This is a genomic window from Halomonas fontilapidosi (assembly GCF_014192285.1).
Lineage (GTDB): Bacteria > Pseudomonadota > Gammaproteobacteria > Pseudomonadales > Halomonadaceae > Halomonas > Halomonas fontilapidosi.
In genome coordinates, this window is sequence record NZ_JACHXQ010000003.1 from 26,033 (window position 1) to 42,204 (window position 16,172).

The following is a 16,172-nucleotide window of genomic DNA, read 5'->3' on the forward strand; positions in this document are numbered from 1 at the left end:
GTTGATCTCAAATCGGTTCAACATGCCGATCCAGAGGCGAGATTACAAGCTCAGCCGGGGGCTCTCAGCGCTCGCCGTGAGTCTCACGCCAGGCCTCTGCGGCCTCCTCCACGCCCGGCTCGGGGTCTCGGGAGCGCGCGGCACGCCGCTCGGCCTCCTCCTCGCGCACATCGTCGATCACGGTCATCAGCTCGTCCACGTCCACTTCGCGGGTGTCGTGTTCGAAGCAACCGGTCAGCTGGCTGTCCGGGTGCAGTTCGCCGGTCTCGTAGAGCGCCCAGATCTCCTTGCCGTAATCGGTGGCCAGCAGCTCCGGGGCGAAGCGGCCGAAGTAGCGGCGCATGTTGTCGACGTCACGCTCGAACATCCTCTCGGCGCTGTTGTTGCCGGCGGCATCCACCGCCTGGGGCAGGTCGATGATCACCGGGCCATCCGCGGCGAGCAGCACGTTGAACTCGGAGAGATCGCCATGGATCAGGCCGGCACACAGCATGCGCACGACGTCATCGATCACCTTGGCGTAATGGGCCCGGGCCTCGTCGGCCGTCAGGGTCACGTCGTCCAGCCGCGGCGCGGTCAGGCCCTCGGCATCGGTGATCATCTCCATCAACAGTACGCCGTCGACGAAGCCATGGGGCCTGGGCACCCGCACATCCGCGGCCGCCAGCCGGTAGAGGGCATCGACCTCGGCGTTGAGCCAGGCCTGCTCCTGCTCCTTCTGACCGTAGCGAGTCTTCTTGGCCATCGCCCGGGAGCGGCGACTGTTGCGCTCCTTGCGTCCCTCCTGGTACTGCACGGCCTGCTTGAAGCTGCGCTGTTTGGCCTCCTTGAAGACCTTGGCACAGCGCCGCTCGCCATGCGAGCGCACCACATACACCTGGGCTTCCTTGCCGCTCATCAGCTGGCTCTCGACCGCGTCGATCAGGCCATCGTCGACCAGCGGTTGCAATCTCTTGGGTATCTTCATGTCACCACGTTGGCATAGAACCCGGCGGCTGGGTATCCCGCGGGCGTGTCTCGTTTGGCTTGCGGTCAGCGGCTGATGCGACGGGCGCGAAAGGTGCGCCCCTTGAGCCTGCCGTTGGCCAGCTGGTCGAGGGCCGCCGCAGCGGCGTCGCGCCGCACGGCCACGTAGGCGCTGTTGGCGAGCACCTTGATCTTGCCCACCTGATCCGCGGCGATTCCCCCTTCGCCGGTCAGGGCACCGAGGATGTCGCCGGGCCTCAGCTTCTGCTTCTTGCCGCCACCGAGTTGCAGCGTCGCCATGGCCGGCGTGAAGGGTGCGCGCTCCAGCACCGCGCGGGCGGGCAGCGGCTCGGTCTCCAGGGCCTCGCCGAGCAGCTCGGCGAGCCGCGCCAGCCGGTAGTCCTCCTGCTCGGTGAGCAGGGTACAGGCGGTTCCGGAGCCGCCGGCCCGGCCGGTGCGCCCGACACGGTGGACATGCACCTCGAGCTCGCGGGCGATGCGGTAGTTGAACACCGCATCCAGGGCGTCGATGTCGAGTCCGCGGGCGGCCACGTCGGTGGCCACCAGGATCGAGGCGCTGCCGTTGGCGAACAGCACCAGCAGGCGGTCGCGGTCGCGCTGCTCCAGGTCACCATGCAGCGCCAGGGCACTGAAGCCCGCGTCGTTCAGGGCCTCGGCGACCTCATCGGTCTCGCGCTTGGTATTGCAGAACACCACGCTGGAGGCGGGCCGAAAGTGCAGCAGCAGGCGGCGCAGCGCCTCGAAGCGGGCCGACTCGTCCGCCACCCGGTAGAAGTGCTGGCGGATCGTGGTGGCGTCATGGGGCTCGGCCACCTCCACGTTCACCGGCTTGCGCATCAGCCGCTCGGCGATGGGTCGGATGCCCTCGGCATAGGTGGCGCTGAACAGCAGCATCTGGCGGTCCGCCGGGGTCGCGGCGATGATCGCCTCCATGGCCGCCTGGAAGCCCATGTCGAGCATGCGGTCGGCCTCGTCCAGTACCAGGGTCTCGAGCGCCCCCAGGGCCAGCGAGCCCTTGCGCAGGTGCTCCTCCACCCGCCCCGGGGTGCCGACGACGATGTGCGCACCATGCTCCAGCGATGCCAGCTGCGGCCCCAGCGGGGCCCCGCCACACAGGGTCAGCACCTTGACATTGGGCAGGCTGCGCGCCAGGCGGCGGATCTCGCCGGCCACCTGGTCCGCCAGTTCGCGGGTCGGGCAGAGCACCAGCCCCTGCACCCGGAAGTCCGCCACCGACAGCCGCGACAGCAGCGCCAGGCCGAAGGCGGCGGTCTTGCCCGAGCCGGTCTTCGCCCGGGCGATCACGTCGCGCCCCGCGAGCATGGGCGGCAGGCTCTCGGCCTGGATCGGCGTCATGGCGTGATAGCCCAGCGAATCGAGGTTGGACAGCAGTTCCGGCGCCAGCGACAGCGTGGCGAAATCGGGAGAAGAATCAGACACGTGAATAGACCTGCAAGGGAAAGCGGGCACCGCAACGGACGCGAGGAGAGCAGGCGCCATGGGGTCGGGGCCGTGGGAGCGATGATCGGAGACCGGCAGGATAGCAGAAAGTGGTGTGCATCACCCGGCTTGCTGGCGCCGTCGTGACATTCGATGAACGCCTTACCGCGGGCGGCGGTCCCGCTTGCGAGCAGCACCATGTCTTAACGGCACCCATCTCCTATAGTCAGAGTCAGGGAGCCATCTCATCCGCGACCCTCACGCCACCCGCCGAGGAGGCCCGACGCCCATCATGTGCCTGGCGATTCCCATGCAGATCACCCGCCTCGACGGCGACACGGCGCGCGCGGCCTCCCGCGGCATCGAGCGCGACATCGACCTGATGCTGGTGCAGGACCAGGCCCTCGCCGTGGGCGACTTCGTGATCGTGCATGTCGGCTACGCCCTGCAGCGACTGGACCCCGAGGAGGCCCTGGCGACCTGGCAGCTGATCGACGAGATGGACAACACTGGCGACCCGGATGACAAGGGAGCCCACGGCCATGCATGAGCTGAGCCTGTGCCGCTCGCTGATCCGTCAGGCCGGCCGGGTCGCCGCCGAGCACGGTGCGCTGCGCATCCGCCGTGTCTGTCTGCGCATCGGGCCGCTATCCGGGGTCGAGGCCGCGCTGATGCGCGAGGCCTTTCCGCTGGCCAGCCGCCATACCCTCGCCGAGGGGGCACGGCTGGAGATGACCCGCTGTCCGGTCAGGGTGCACTGCCCCCTCTGTCGGCAGGAGGCCGAGGCCAGCGTCAACGATCTGAGCTGCCCGCGCTGCGGGCACTGGCAGACCCGGCTGACCGGCGGCGATGAGCTCCTGCTGGTCAGCGTCGACCTCGCCGACGCCCCTCTCCCTCCCACCGGATAACAGGAGCCTCATCGTGTGCCAGACCTGCGGCTGCGCCCTTCCCGACCACCTGCAGCACGCCTCGAACGAGCACGACGTCCATACCGTGGAGGTCCTCGAGGGCCTGAAGGCCCATAACGACGAGGTTGCGCGCCATAACCGCGAGCACTTCGACCGCGCCGGGCTGCTGGTCGTCAACCTGATGTCCTCCCCCGGCGCCGGCAAGACCCGCCTGCTGGAGGCCACCATCGAGGCGCTGGGTGCCCGCTACCGCCTGGCGGTGATCGAGGGCGACCTGGACACCGAGAACGACGCCCGGCGCATCCGCGCCCGGGGCGTGCCCGCGGTCCAGATCACCACCGGCAGCGCCTGCCACCTGGATGCCGCCATGGTGCATCGTGCGGCCCATGCGCTGCCGCTGGACGCCCTGGACCTCCTGTTCATCGAGAACGTCGGCAACCTGGTCTGCCCCGCGAGCTTCGACCTCGGCCAGCATGCCAACGTCACCCTGCTCTCGACCCCGGAGGGCGACGACAAGCCGCTCAAGTACCCGGTCATGTTCCGCGCAAGCGACCTGGTGCTGGTCACCAAGACCGACCTGCTGCCGGTCCTCGACGACTTCGACGTCGACGCCGTGGCGGCGCACATGCACCGGCTCGCCTCTGCCGCCCCGGTGATGGCGCTGAGCAGCAAGTCGGGGCCGCTCGACGCCTGGCTGGAATGGCTCGAGGCGGGCCTGGCCGAGCAGCGCCGACCGGCCTTTCACCCGGTGCCTCCCGCCGAGGAGGCGTGCCTGCTGACTCGCCCCCAGGGTCTAGTCTGAGCCATGGCGCTTCCCACGCCCGGCGAGTGGCTGGACCGGATCCGCGCCCTGCCCCGGCCGGCATCGGGTTGCCTGCGGATAATGAATGTCTGCGGCGGCCACGAGCGCACCATCACCCATGCCGGCCTGCGCAAGGTGCTGCCCGACTACCTGGAACTGATCCCCGGGCCGGGTTGCCCCGTCTGTGTCTGCCCCGAGGAGGACATCCATGCCGCGGTGGCCCTGAGCCTCGCGGACGACGTCATCGTCGCCACCTTCGGCGACATGGTGCGCGTGCCCTGCAATGCCCCCCGGCGGGAGCCGCGCTCTCTGCAGGCCGCCCGCGCCCTCGGCGGCCGGGTGGTCCCGGTCGCCTCCCCGGGCGAGGTGCTGACGCTGGCCCGCCAGCATCCCGGAAAGCGAGTGGTCTTCTTCGCCGCCGGCTTCGAGACGACGACGGCACCGATCGCCGCCCTCTTCTCCCGCACGGACCTGCCGGACAATCTGCTGCTGCTGCTCAGCGCCCGCCAGACCTGGCCAGCCATCGCCCACCTGCTCGCGGACGGCACGCCGGGCTTCGATGCGCTGATCGCCCCGGGGCATGTGGCCACCATCATGGGCGCCGAGCAGTGGCGCTTCGTGCCCGAGGCGCACGGGCTGCCCACTGCCGTGGCCGGCTTCACTCCCGGCCTGATCCTGGCGGGCCTGCATGCGGTACTCCGACAGGCGCTCGACCGCACCCCGCGGCTCGACAACGCCTACCCGCAGTGCGTCACCGCCGCCGGCAACCGTCGGGCACAGGCGCTGATGGGCGCGCTGTTCGAGATCACCGACGCCGAGTGGCGCGGCATCGGCCCCCTGCCCGACTCCGGCTACGGCTGCACGCCGACCCTGGCCGAGCGCGATGCCCGCCGACACTTCCCCGAGGTGTTCGAGGCCGCCTACGCACGGCGCGGCGAGATGCCGCCCGGCTGCGACTGCGCCGAGGTGGTGCTGGGCCGGATCCGGCCACCGCAGTGCCGGCTCTACGGCAGCGCCTGCCGGCCCGAGAGCCCGGTGGGCCCCTGCATGGTCTCCGAGGAGGGCGCCTGCCGGATCTGGTGGAGCCACGGCGTTCGGCAGACGCAGGACGCGCCCGCCGGGCGGATCGCCGTCACCCCGATCGAGAGCGCCCCCAACCAGGAGGCACGACGCTGGGTGCTGGCCGGCGTGGTCCAGGGCGTGGGGTTCCGGCCCTTCGTCCAGCGGCTGGCCAGCCGGCTGGAGCTCGCGGGCCAGGTGCGCAACAGCGGCGGCAAGGTGGTGATCGAGGCCCAGGGAAGCGCCGATCGGCTGGACGCCTTCGAGCGGGCCCTGCTCGTTGATGCCCCGCGGCTGGCGCGCCCGCGCATCGCCCGTCGCGAGACGATCAATGCAGAACAGGTCCCGTCTTCCTCCCCCGGAACGTTCGTGATCCGGCAGAGCGACGGCGACCCGGGCGGCGCGATCCACCTGCCACTGGACACCCCGGTGTGCCCGGCCTGCCTGGCGGAGATGCACGACCCGCAGGACCGCCACCACGGCTACCCCTTCACCCACTGCGACCAGTGCGGCCCGCGCTACAGCGTGATCGAACGACTGCCCTACGATCGGGCACGCACCAGCCTCAAGGCCTTTCCGCTCTGCCGCGAGTGCCGGCGGGAATACGAGGATCCGCAGAATCGGCGCTTCCATGCCCAGTCGATCGGCTGCCCGCAGTGCGGGCCCCGGCTGACGTTTGTAGAGGGGGGCGTGGAGGGCAACCGGACGCTCACGGATCCCGAGCAGGCGCTGGCGGCTGCCATCGCGGCGCTGGCCGATGGCCGGATCGTCGCCGTGAAGGGGGTCGGTGGCTACCATCTGATGGCCGATGCCGGCAACCCGGCGGCGCTGGCGACCCTGCGCGAGCGCAAGCATCGGCCGCACAAGCCGTTCGCGGTAATGGTCCCGTGGCAGGGCGAGGATGGCCTCGAGGTCGTGCGCCGGCATGCCCGGCTGGACCCGGCAGCCGCCGAGGCCCTGCTCGCCGACGAGCGGCCGGTGGTGCTGTTCCCGCTGCGGGCCGACCACGGGCTCGAGGCGGGCCTCGCCCCCGGGCTCGACGAGGTCGGCGTACTGCTGCCCTATGCGCCCCTGCACCACCTGCTGCTGGAGGTCCTGGCGCGCCCGCTGGTCGCCACCTCGGCCAATGTCGCCGGCGAGCCGATTATCGCCGACCGGGCCATGGCGGAGCAGCGCCTGGGCCGGGTGGCCGATGCCTTCCTGCACCATGACCGCCCCATCCTGCACCCGGTGGATGACGGCGTCCGGCGGCCCATCGCCGGCAGGGCGCGCCCGCTGCGCCTCGGGCGGGGCAGCAGCCCCCTCGAGCTCGAGCTGCCCTGGCGCCTGCCCCGGGCCGTGCTCGCCGTGGGTGCCCAGCAGAAGAGCACGGTCTGCCTGGCCTGGGAGACGCGGCTGGTGCTGTCGCCGCACATCGGCGAGCTGTCGGCGCTGCGCACCCAGCAGGCCTTCGCGCGGCAGATCGAGACCCTGGCCGGGCTGTATGGCGTGCGCCCCGAGCTCGTCCTGCATGATGCCCACCGTGGCTACCACAGCACCCGCTGGGCCCGCGACAGCGGCCTGGCGTGCCGGGAGGTCGCCCACCACCACGCCCATGCCGCCGCCCTGTGCGGGGAGCACGGTCGCTTCCGGGAACCGACGCTGGTGTTCACCTGGGACGGCACCGGGCTGGGCCCGGACGGTACCCTGTGGGGTGGCGAGGCCCTGCTCGGCTGCCCCGGCCACTGGCAACACCATGCGTCGTTCGCGCCCTTTGCCCTGCCCGGCGGGGAGGCGGCCATCCGGGAACCCTGGCGCCTGGCCACCACCCTGGGCTGGCAGAGCGGCCTCGAGGGGCCGGTCGCCGAGGGCAACGGCGAGGCGCTAGCCCTGCTGCGAGCGGCCTGGGAGCGGCGCCTCAACGCCCCCGCCTATTCCGCCGTGGGCCGGCTGTTCGATGCCGCCGCGGCCCTGCTCGTCCCGATGCCCCGGGTCAGCCACGAGGCCCAGGCCGCCATGCGGCTCGAGGCGCTGGCCGAGGGCGACGGCCAGCCGCTCGAGCTTCCCCACCGACGCGACCCGGACGGGGTGCTACGCTGTGACTGGCGCCCGCTGATCCGTCACCTCCATGACACACGCCTCGCCCCGGAACGGCGCGCCGCGGACTTCCATGCCACCCTGGTGCGGGTGCTGTGCCGCCAGGCCGGGGCGGCTCGGGAGGCGACCGGGGTGGAGACCCTCGGCCTGACCGGCGGCGTGTTCCAGAATCGCCGACTGACCGAGGGGGCCCTGGCCGCCCTGGAGGAGGACGGCTTCAGGGTGCTGCTGCACGAGCGGCTGCCCTGCAACGACGCCGCGATCAGTGTCGGCCAGGTCATGGAGGGCCTGGCCCGACTGTCACGGCACGAGGAGGAGTGAGTGACCCAGCCCGGTCCCGACACGGCCACCGTCACCCTGGCCCACGGCAACGGCGGACGCCTCATGCGCCAGCTGATCGATGCGGTGTTCGTCCGCCAGCTGGGCAACCCCTGGCTGGCGCCGCTGGCCGATGCCGCCATCCTGCCCCCCTTCCCGGACGACGACCACGAGCTGGTCTTCACCAGCGACGGGGTCACCGTGCAGCCGCTGTTCTTCGCCGGGGGCGACATCGGCAGCCTGGCGGTGCACGGCAGCGTCAACGACCTCGCCGTCTGCGGGGCGACCCCGCGCTACCTGAGCCTCAACGCCTTCCTGGAGGAGGGGCTGCCGCTCGAGGCGCTCGAGCGGATCGTTGCCAGCCTGGCCGAGGCCGCCCGGGCCTGCGATGTCCAGGTGGTGGCCGGCGACACCAAGGTGCTCCCGCGCGGGCTCTGCGGCGGGCTCTACTTCGGCGTGTCCGGGATCGGCACGCGGCCCGCCGGGCTGACCCTCGGTACCCGCGGCATTCGTGCGGGGGATGCGGTGCTGGTCAGCGGGCCGCTGGGCGACCACGGCATCGCCGTGATGCTGGCCCGCGAGGAATTCGGCCTGAGCGGCAACCTGGCCTCCGACAGCGCCAGCGTGCTGCCCCTGACCCGCGCGCTGCTGACGATGCCGGGCCTGCGCTTCATGCGCGACCCGACCCGCGGCGGCCTGGCGACGGTGCTGCACGAGGTGATCCAGGCCACGGGGCTTGGCGTGACGCTCGAGGAGCCGCAGCTGCCGATCCGCGGCAGCGTGCGCAGCGTCTGCGACATGCTGGGCTACGACCCCCTCTATCTGGCCTGCGAGGGGCGGGTGGTCGCCATCGTGGCCGAGGACGAGGCCGATGAGGCCCTGCGCCGCTGGCAGGCGCTGCCGCAGGGACGAGGGGCGCAGCGGATCGGTACGCTCGACCCGCACCACGACCGGCTGCTGCTGGTCAACGAGTGGGGCGGCGAGCGCCTCCTACAGGAGCTCGAGGACGACCCGCTGCCGCGCATCTGCTGAACGTGGTGGCACCGGCCACCCGACGATCGTTGAAGGGGACACGGCACCATGAAGGTACGGCACTTTCTCGCCCGCGAGCGCCTCCAGTCACTCCTCGACCGGCTGGTGGAGGCGGGCTATGAGGTCATCGGGCCCCGGGTACGCGATCATGCCATCCTCTTCGCGCCCCTCTCGACGGCGGAGCAGCTGCCTGTCGGGATCATCGATGACCAGGCCCCCGGCCACTACCGGCTCGAGCGCACCGATTCCGGACGCGTCTTCGACTGGACCACGGGCCCCCAGGCGATCAAGCCGCTGACCTTTGCCCCTCGCGAGACCCTTTGGCGAAGCGAGCGCCAGCCCGACGGCCGGCTGGTGTTTCGCGAGCAGCCCCCCGAGGCCCAGCCGACGGCGGTCATCGGCGTACGCGCCTGCGATCTCGCGGCGCTGGCGGTCCATGACCGCCACTTCCTGCATGACGCCCACCCGGACCCGCACTACCGCGAGCGACGCCAGAACCTCTTCATGGTCGCCGTCAACTGCATGCGCTCCGCGGCCACCTGCTTCTGTACCGCCACCGGGGATGGCCCGCGGGCACAGCACGGCTTCGACCTGGCGCTCTCGGAACTCGACGACGGCTTCGTGGTGGAGGCCCATACCCAAGAGGGCCAGGCCATCCTCGACACCCTGGAGACGACCTTGGCAAGCCATGACCAGCTCGAGCAGGTGGAGGCCGGGGTCGAGCGTGCCACCCGCCAGCAGACGCGCGTCCTGCCCGATGCCTCGCTGCCGGAGATGCTGCAGGCGGCCGTCGCCCACCCGCACTGGCAGAGCCTGAACGACCGCTGCCTGACCTGCGGCAACTGCACCGCGGTCTGCCCTACCTGCTTCTGCCAGACCCACGTCGACGAGCTCTCGCTGGACGGGAAGACGTCCGAGCACGGCCGGCAGTGGGGCAGCTGCTTCGACCCCGACCACAGCTACATCCACGGCACCGTCATCCGCGCCGAGCGGCCCCAGCGCTATCGGCAGTGGCTGACCCACAAGTTCGGCACCTGGGTGGAACAGTACGGCCGCAGCGGCTGCGTGGGCTGCGGCCGCTGCATCGCCTGGTGCCCGGTGGGCATCGACGTGACCGAGGAGTTGGCGGCGCTGTCTATGGCGCCCGACACCGCGCCGGCCAAGGCGCCCGACATTGCGCCCTCCCAGGCGCCCGGCGGGGAGGAGCGATCATGACCAGCGCGCTGGTGCCCTTTGAAGCCGAGGTCGTCGGCCGCAGGGACGAGACCCAGGACATGTTCAGCCTGCAGCTGCGCTTCACCGACCCCGAGGTGCAGGCCGCCTACCGCTTCTCGATGGGCCAGTTCAACATGCTCTACCTGCCGGGCATGGGCGAGGTGCCGATCTCCATCGTCTCCGACCCCGACGAGCGCGAGATGGTCGATCACACCATCCGCAAGGTCGGCTCTGTCACCCGCAACCTGGGGCGGCTCGAGGTCGGTGACCGGCTCGGCCTGCGCGGCCCCTACGGTCGCGGCTGGCCCACGGAGGAGGCCGAGGGCACCGACCTGGTGATCGTCACCGGGGGGCTGGGCTGCGCCCCGTCCGTCTCGCTGATCGAGTATGTGCTGCACCGGCGCGGACGCTACGGCCGGATGCATATCATCCAGGGGGTGAAGCACTCCAACGACCTGATCTGGCGCGATCGCTACGCCGCCTGGCGCCGTCATCCGGATGTCGAGGTCTACCTGACCGCCGACACCGGCGATACGTTCTGGCCCTGGCATACCGGCCCGGTGACCCAGTTCTTCGAGCGCATCGACTTCGACCCGGTGCGCTGTTCGGTCTTCATCTGCGGCCCCGAGGGCATGATGCGGGCGGTGATCAAGGCGATGCGCGAGCGCGAAGTGTCGGAGGAGAGAATCTGGCTCAGCATGGAGCGCAACATGCACTGCGCCATCGGCTCCTGCGGCCGCTGCCAGCTGGGGCCCAAGTTCGTGTGCCGTGACGGCCCGGTCTTCACCTGTCGGGAACTGGCGCCCTACCTGTCGCATAAGGGAGTCTGACCATGACCACCGCGACCCGCCGCCCCCGCATCGCCGTGCACAAGTTCAGCTCCTGCGACGGCTGCCAGCTGGCCTTCCTCAACCTGGGCGAACCCCTGCTGGCCCTGGCCGAGACCGTCGATATCCTGCACTTCGCCGAGGCCGGGCCGATCGACGAGGAGGCCGAGGTCGACATCGCCTTCGTCGAGGGCAGCGTGGCCACCTCCCAGGACGCCGCGCGCCTGCACGGGATCCGCCAGCGCAGTCGCTACCTGGTCACCATCGGCGCCTGTGCCACCGCCGGCGGCATCCAGGCGCTGCGCAACCTCCACGACGCCGACGAGTGGGTGTCCGGGGTCTATGCAGAGCCCGAGCATATCGACCTGCTCGCCGACTCGACCCCGATTGCCGAGAGCGTCAGGGTCGACCTGGAACTCTGGGGCTGCCCGGTCAGCGGCGAACAGGTGCTCGGCGCCACCAAGTCTCTACTGGCCGGCCACCTGCCCCGGGTCGACCACAGCGCGGTGTGCATGGAGTGCAAGCGCCAGCAGGCGGTGTGCGTGATGGTCGCCAAGGGCCAGCCCTGCATGGGCCCGGTCACCAGCACCGGCTGCGGGGCGATCTGCCCCCGCTGGCAACGGGACTGCTACGCCTGCTACGGGCCCGCCGTGCAGGCCAACGTCTCGGCACTGGCCAGCCACCTGGCCGATAGCGGCATGCCGGCGGGCGACATCGCCCGGCGCCTGCTGTTCATCAACGGCCATGCCGAACCGTTCCGGCGTGAGGGCCTGGACTGGCAGGCCCGGGTCATCACGCGTCAGGGCCGCGAGGAGGAGCAGGGATGAGTCACGACACGCGAACCGGCGAGATCCATGTACCCATCCTGGCACGGGTCGAGGGCGAGGGCGCCCTGGACATCCGCATCGCGGCCGGCCGGATCGAGACGCTGACGCTGCGCATCTTCGAGCCGCCCCGGCTGTTCGAGAAGCTGCTCGAGGGCCGCAGCACCCAGGACGTGATCGACAGCGTGGCCCGCATCTGCGGCATCTGCCCCGTGGCCTACCAGATGAGTGCGGTGGCGGCGATCGAGTCGATCCTCGGCGTCACGCCCAGCCCCTGGGTAGAGGCGATGCGCCGGGTGATGTACTGCGGCGAGTGGCTGCAGAGCCACAGCCTGCACATCCACCTGCTGGCCGCCCCCGACTTCCTCGGCTTTGAGAGCGCCCCGGCGATGGCCAGGGACTACCCGGACGAGGTGCGCCGTGGCCTGCGGCTCCAGGGGCTTGGCAACGAGATCATCCGCACCTTCGGCGGCCGCTCGGTGCACCCGGTCGGCATCTGTCCGGGCGGCTTCTTCCACGCCCCCGACACGGCGGCCATCGAGACCCTTCGACAGCACCTGGCGGAAGGCCTCGAGGAGGCCCGCGAGCTGATCACCTGGGTCGCCGGCCTGCCGCTGCCCGAGGACGACCAGGCGTTCGTCTCCGTCTCGTTGCGCCATGACCACGACTACCCCATCACTCAGGGCCGGATCGTCTCCGACCAGGGGCTCGACATCGCCCCGGCCGACTTCGAGCAGCACTTTCGCGAGTTCCAGGTGCCCCACTCCACCGCCCTGCACGCCCAGCTCGACGGCCATCCCTACCTGGTCGGGCCGCTGGCCCGGCTCAACAACAACCTCGACCGGCTGCCCGAGGCGCTGCGACAGCAGCTCGACGACCTCGGCGTGCGCTTTCCCAGCCGCAACATGTTCCACAGCATCGTCGCCCGGGCGGTGGAAATGCATGTCGCCCTCAGCGAGGCGCTGCGCCTCACCGAGGAGTACGCCCCCGCCGCCGAGCCCCATGCCGAGGCGCCCGCCCGGGCTGGGGTCGGCGTCGGCTGCACCGAGGCCCCCCGCGGCATCCTCTGGCATCGCTATGCGCTGGACGATCAGGCCCGGGTCGTCGAGGCCCGCATCGTCCCGCCGACCAGCCAGAACCAGGCCCGGATGGAGGAGGACCTCGCGGCGAGCCTCACGCGCTTCGGCCTGGAGCGCGACGACGATGCCCTGCGCCTGCGCGGCGAGATGGTGATCCGCAACTACGACCCCTGCATCTCCTGCGCCACCCACTTCCTGGACTTCCATGCCATACGAGAGTGACCAGAGCGTGGCCGTGATGAACGCCGCAGATGGTCGGCCCGGGGGCCATGCCTATCTCTTCGGGCTCGGCTCGCCCCATGGCGGGGACCGCCTGGGCTGGCGCGCCATCGAGTGGCTGGGCGAGGCATTGCGCGAGCATGATGATCTCACGGTCGCGCGACTCGCCCAGCCCGTCGACCTCTTCCTCCATACGGTGACGGCGAACGACCGCCTGCTGCTGGTCGACGCCATGCGGGGCCAGGGACCGCCCGGCACCCTCAAGGTCTTTGCGCCGGCGGAGCTCCCCCCGGCCGCCGCATCGCTCTCCTCGCTTTCTTCTCATGGCCTCGACCTGGCGGGCACCTTGGCGCTGGTCGAGGCCTTGGGGCTCTTCCGGGCGGGTATCCGGATCATCGGCATCGAGATGCCGGCAGAAGCAGGCCCCGACACGCCTGACGCCGAGATGTCGGCACCCGGCCTTAACGCCGCCCAGGCCAAGCGACTCTACGCGGCAGTCCTGGACTGGCTCGACGCCGGCTAGGGGCTCCGACCCTTGTCCTCGGGCTGTGTGAGCGGCAGCGGGCCGTGCTCCTTGACGCTCTGGATGGCGAAGTTGCTACGGATATCGCTGACGCCGGGCAGGCGCAGCAGGGTCCCGGTCAGGAAACGCTCGTAGGCCGCCAGGTCCGCGACCACCACCTGCAGCAGGAAGTCCGACTCCCCCGACACCAGGTGGGCAGAGATCACCTCCGGCAGCGCCACGACCGCCTCGCGGAAGGCGTTGGCTTCGGCCTCGTGGTGGCGTTCCACCTTGACGCCGACGAAGACGGTGAGGCCGAGGCCCACCCCGCCGCGGTCCAGCTCGGCGTGATAGCCGCGGATCAGCCCCTCCGCCTCCAGCTGGCGCACCCGTCGCAGGCAGGGCGAGGGCGAGAGGTTCACCTCCTCGGCCAGCTGCACGTTGCTCAATCGCGCGTCGCGCTGCAGCGCCGCCAAGATTCGCCGGTCGATGGCATCCAGCCGAGTGTTTGGCATAAACATTCACCTCATTTTTCTTTATTGGCATCTTCTGCCAATTTTAGCCGCTTTCCTGGCCAACTTCGCAAGGACCTGCCGGCGCTCTCCCGGCTAGACTGGCCGCCTTCAGGAAAGGTATGTCACAACGGCGAGGGCGAATTCTATGGAGCTGTGGCTGTTTATCGGGGCGCTGGCGGCGATCTATCTGCTGCCCGGCCCCGACATGATCCTGGTGCTGCAGACCGGCAGCCAGCAGGGGCACGCCCAGGCGCTGGCCACCGCGGCCGGTCTTGCCGTGGCGCGCGGCCTGCACGTGGCGCTGGCGGCCCTGGGGCTCGCCACACTGTTCGCCACCGCGCCCTGGACCTTCGATGCGGTGCGCTACGCAGGGGGCGCCTACCTGGCCTGGGTCGGCCTACAGCTGCTCCGCTCGCCCGGCGCCACGACGAACGTCGACGCGGTCAGCGAGGGGAGGCTCGACGCCGGTCATCGCCGCGCCTGGCGCCGTGGCCTGCTGACTAACCTCCTCAACCCCAAGTCGCTGCTGTTCTGCTCGGTGCTGCTGCCGCAGTTCGTGCATCCCGGCGAGGGGCCCGTGCTGCTGCAGTTCGCCCTGCTGGGCAGCCTGCTGGTGGGCATCGGCCTGCTGTTCGATGCCGGCTACGCCACCCTGGGCGCCGCGCTGCAGCGCTGGTTCGCCGTCAGTCCACTGCGGGCGCGCCTGCAGCGCTGGACCTTCGGCTCGCTGATGATCGGCTTCGCCCTGCGCCTGGCCGCCTGAGGGAACATGACCTTGTCCTGCGTCAAGACGCCACCGTTGTGGCCCGGCGGCACGTCCCCATCCTGTGCCATAGTGGAGCCGTACACATCGACGCATGCACAGCGACACATGCCCGTCAGCAAGAGGAGCGCCCGATGCAGGAACGTGAGGTCGATATCGCCATCATCGGCGCCGGCAGCGCCGGCCTGAGCGCCTGGCACGCCGCCAACAAGCACAGCGACAGCGTGCTGCTGATCGAGGGCGGGGCCTATGGCACCACCTGTGCCCGGGTCGGCTGCATGCCCTCGAAGCTGCTGATCGCCGCCGCCGAATCCGCCCACCACGCCCGCGATGCCGGCGGCTTCGGCGTGCGCACCGGCCCAGTGGAGGTGGATGGACGCGCCGTCATGCAGCGCGTCCAGCGCGAACGCGACGGCTTCGTGGGGCGCGTGTTGAAGACAGTGGCGCGCCTGGGCGAGGACAACCGCCTTGAGGGCCACGCGCGCTTCGAGGACCCGCACACCCTGATCGTCGGCGACCATACCCGTGTGACGGCGCGCACCATCGTCATCGCCACCGGCTCGCGCGGCACCTGGCCAGGCTTCTTCGAGGCGGCCGGCGACCGGCTGGTCGTCAACGACGATGTCTTTGCGTGGGACGACCTGCCCGAGTCGGTCGCCGTGTTCGGCCCGGGCGTGATTGGCCTGGAGCTCGGCCAGGCGCTGCACCGGCTGGGCGTGCGCCTGCGCGTCTTCGGCGTGGGCGGTGCCCTGGGGCCCTTCCAGGACGAGGAGGTAAGGGCGTACGCCGACCGCACCTTCAACGCGGAGTTCTACATTGACCCCGACGCCAAGGTGGAGCGCATCGAGCGCGACGGCGACGCCGTGGTGATCACCTTCCTCGAGCGCGAGACCGGCAATCGCCTCACCGAGCGCTTCGATTACCTGCTGGCTGCCACCGGCCGGCGCCCCAACGTCGACCGCCTCGACCTGGACAAGGCCGGCCTGGCCGTCGACGACAAGGGAATGCCCCATTACAACCGCTTCACCCTGCAGTGCCGCAATGCCGATGATAGCCCCAGCCATATCTTCATTGCCGGCGACGCCAACCAGGAACTGCCGCTGCTGCATGAAGCCAACACCGAAGGGCGCATCGCCGGCGACAACGCCGGGCGCTACCCGGAACCGCGTGCCGGCAGCCGCAACGTGCCCCTCGCCGTGGTCTTCACCGACCCGCAGATGGCGACCATCGGCGCAAGCCGCGCTGAGCTGGAAGCGCAGTTTGGCGGCTGTGACTGCATCGCCAGCGGCGAGGCCTCTTTCGAGGATCAGGGGCGCGCCGTGGTGATGCGCCAGAACCGCGGCCTGATGCGCCTCTACGCCGAGCACGGCTCGGGCCAGTTTCTGGGTGCCGAGCTGTTCGGCCCCCGCGTCGAGCACATGGCGCACCTGCTGGCCTGGATGCTGGAAGAGCGGCCCAGCGTGAGCCGCATCCTGGAGATGCCCTTCTATCACCCCGTGCTCGAGGAGGGGTTGCGCAGCGCCCTGCGCGACCTCAATGCCAACCTGCAACAGGGCCCGGCCATCACCGAGCGCTGCATGGAGTGCGGACCCGGAGACTGAGCACC

15 protein-coding genes are annotated in these 16,172 nt (G+C 70.6%); 12 read left to right on the top strand and 3 right to left on the bottom strand.

Going from position 1 to position 16,172, the window contains the following annotated elements:
• Positions 1–64: 64 nt before the first annotated feature.
• A complete protein-coding gene (locus FHR95_RS06220; RefSeq protein ID WP_183313775.1) occupies positions 65–967 on the bottom strand; it encodes a PA4780 family RIO1-like protein kinase in 903 nt (300 codons plus the stop codon).
• A gap of 65 nt (positions 968–1,032) precedes the next feature.
• Complete coding sequence (gene dbpA, locus FHR95_RS06225) at positions 1,033–2,427, bottom strand: ATP-dependent RNA helicase DbpA (protein WP_343065190.1); 1,395 nt, start codon at positions 2,425–2,427, stop codon at positions 1,033–1,035.
• A gap of 292 nt (positions 2,428–2,719) precedes the next feature.
• On the opposite strand from dbpA, the gene FHR95_RS06230 reads away from it, so the two are divergent.
• The 10 genes from FHR95_RS06230 to FHR95_RS06275 are packed head-to-tail and all read left to right on the top strand — an operon-like array spanning position 2,720 to position 13,309.
• Complete coding sequence (locus FHR95_RS06230; RefSeq protein ID WP_183313777.1) at positions 2,720–2,977, top strand: HypC/HybG/HupF family hydrogenase formation chaperone; 258 nt, start codon at positions 2,720–2,722, stop codon at positions 2,975–2,977.
• The gene (locus FHR95_RS06235) at positions 2,970–3,335 is read left to right on the top strand and encodes a hydrogenase maturation nickel metallochaperone HypA/HybF (RefSeq protein ID WP_183313778.1); all 366 of its coding nucleotides are present in this window, start codon (positions 2,970–2,972) and stop codon (positions 3,333–3,335) included. Before FHR95_RS06230 ends, FHR95_RS06235 begins: the two co-directional genes overlap by 8 nt.
• A 13-nt stretch (positions 3,336–3,348) precedes the next feature.
• On the top strand, positions 3,349–4,137 hold the full coding sequence (gene hypB, locus FHR95_RS06240) for a hydrogenase nickel incorporation protein HypB (protein ID WP_221199240.1): 789 nt from the start codon (positions 3,349–3,351) through the stop codon (positions 4,135–4,137).
• 3 nt (positions 4,138–4,140) lie between these two features.
• On the top strand, positions 4,141–7,593 hold the full coding sequence (hypF, locus tag FHR95_RS06245; protein WP_221199241.1) for a carbamoyltransferase HypF: 3,453 nt from the start codon (positions 4,141–4,143) through the stop codon (positions 7,591–7,593).
• Positions 7,594–8,622, top strand: a complete 1,029-nt coding sequence (hypE, locus tag FHR95_RS06250; protein WP_221199242.1) for a hydrogenase expression/formation protein HypE — start codon at positions 7,594–7,596, stop codon at positions 8,620–8,622.
• Positions 8,623–8,670: 48 nt separating this feature from the next.
• Entirely contained in the window at positions 8,671–9,837 is a 1,167-nt protein-coding gene (locus tag FHR95_RS06255; protein ID WP_183313780.1) for a 4Fe-4S dicluster domain-containing protein, read from the top strand.
• Positions 9,834–10,667, top strand: a complete 834-nt coding sequence (locus tag FHR95_RS06260) for an FAD/NAD(P)-binding protein (protein ID WP_183313781.1) — start codon at positions 9,834–9,836, stop codon at positions 10,665–10,667. The genes FHR95_RS06255 and FHR95_RS06260 overlap by 4 nt, the downstream gene beginning before the upstream one ends.
• A gap of 2 nt (positions 10,668–10,669) precedes the next feature.
• Entirely contained in the window at positions 10,670–11,491 is an 822-nt protein-coding gene (locus FHR95_RS06265; protein ID WP_183313782.1) for an NADH-quinone oxidoreductase subunit B family protein, read from the top strand.
• Entirely contained in the window at positions 11,488–12,789 is a 1,302-nt protein-coding gene (locus FHR95_RS06270) for a Ni/Fe hydrogenase subunit alpha (protein WP_183313783.1), read from the top strand. The genes FHR95_RS06265 and FHR95_RS06270 overlap by 4 nt, the downstream gene beginning before the upstream one ends.
• Positions 12,773–13,309, top strand: coding sequence for a hydrogenase maturation protease (locus FHR95_RS06275; protein WP_183313784.1), 537 nt, complete (start codon positions 12,773–12,775; stop codon positions 13,307–13,309). The genes FHR95_RS06270 and FHR95_RS06275 overlap by 17 nt, the downstream gene beginning before the upstream one ends.
• On the opposite strand, the gene FHR95_RS06280 is transcribed toward FHR95_RS06275, so the two are convergent.
• A complete protein-coding gene (locus FHR95_RS06280) occupies positions 13,306–13,803 on the bottom strand; it encodes an Lrp/AsnC family transcriptional regulator (protein ID WP_183313785.1) in 498 nt (165 codons plus the stop codon). The two genes, FHR95_RS06275 and FHR95_RS06280, sit on opposite strands and share 4 nt — an antisense overlap.
• 145 nt (positions 13,804–13,948) lie before the next feature.
• Here FHR95_RS06280 and FHR95_RS06285 point away from each other — a divergent pair, with 145 nt between their 5' ends.
• Together FHR95_RS06285 and FHR95_RS06290 are read left to right on the top strand one after the other, a co-directional pair.
• Entirely contained in the window at positions 13,949–14,566 is a 618-nt protein-coding gene (locus FHR95_RS06285) for a LysE family translocator (RefSeq protein ID WP_183313786.1), read from the top strand.
• 134 nt (positions 14,567–14,700) lie between these two features.
• Positions 14,701–16,167 carry a dihydrolipoyl dehydrogenase gene (locus tag FHR95_RS06290; protein WP_183313787.1) on the top strand — a complete coding sequence of 489 codons (1,467 nt, stop codon included), beginning with the start codon at positions 14,701–14,703 and terminating at the stop codon, positions 16,165–16,167.
• Positions 16,168–16,172: the final 5 nt, after the last annotated feature.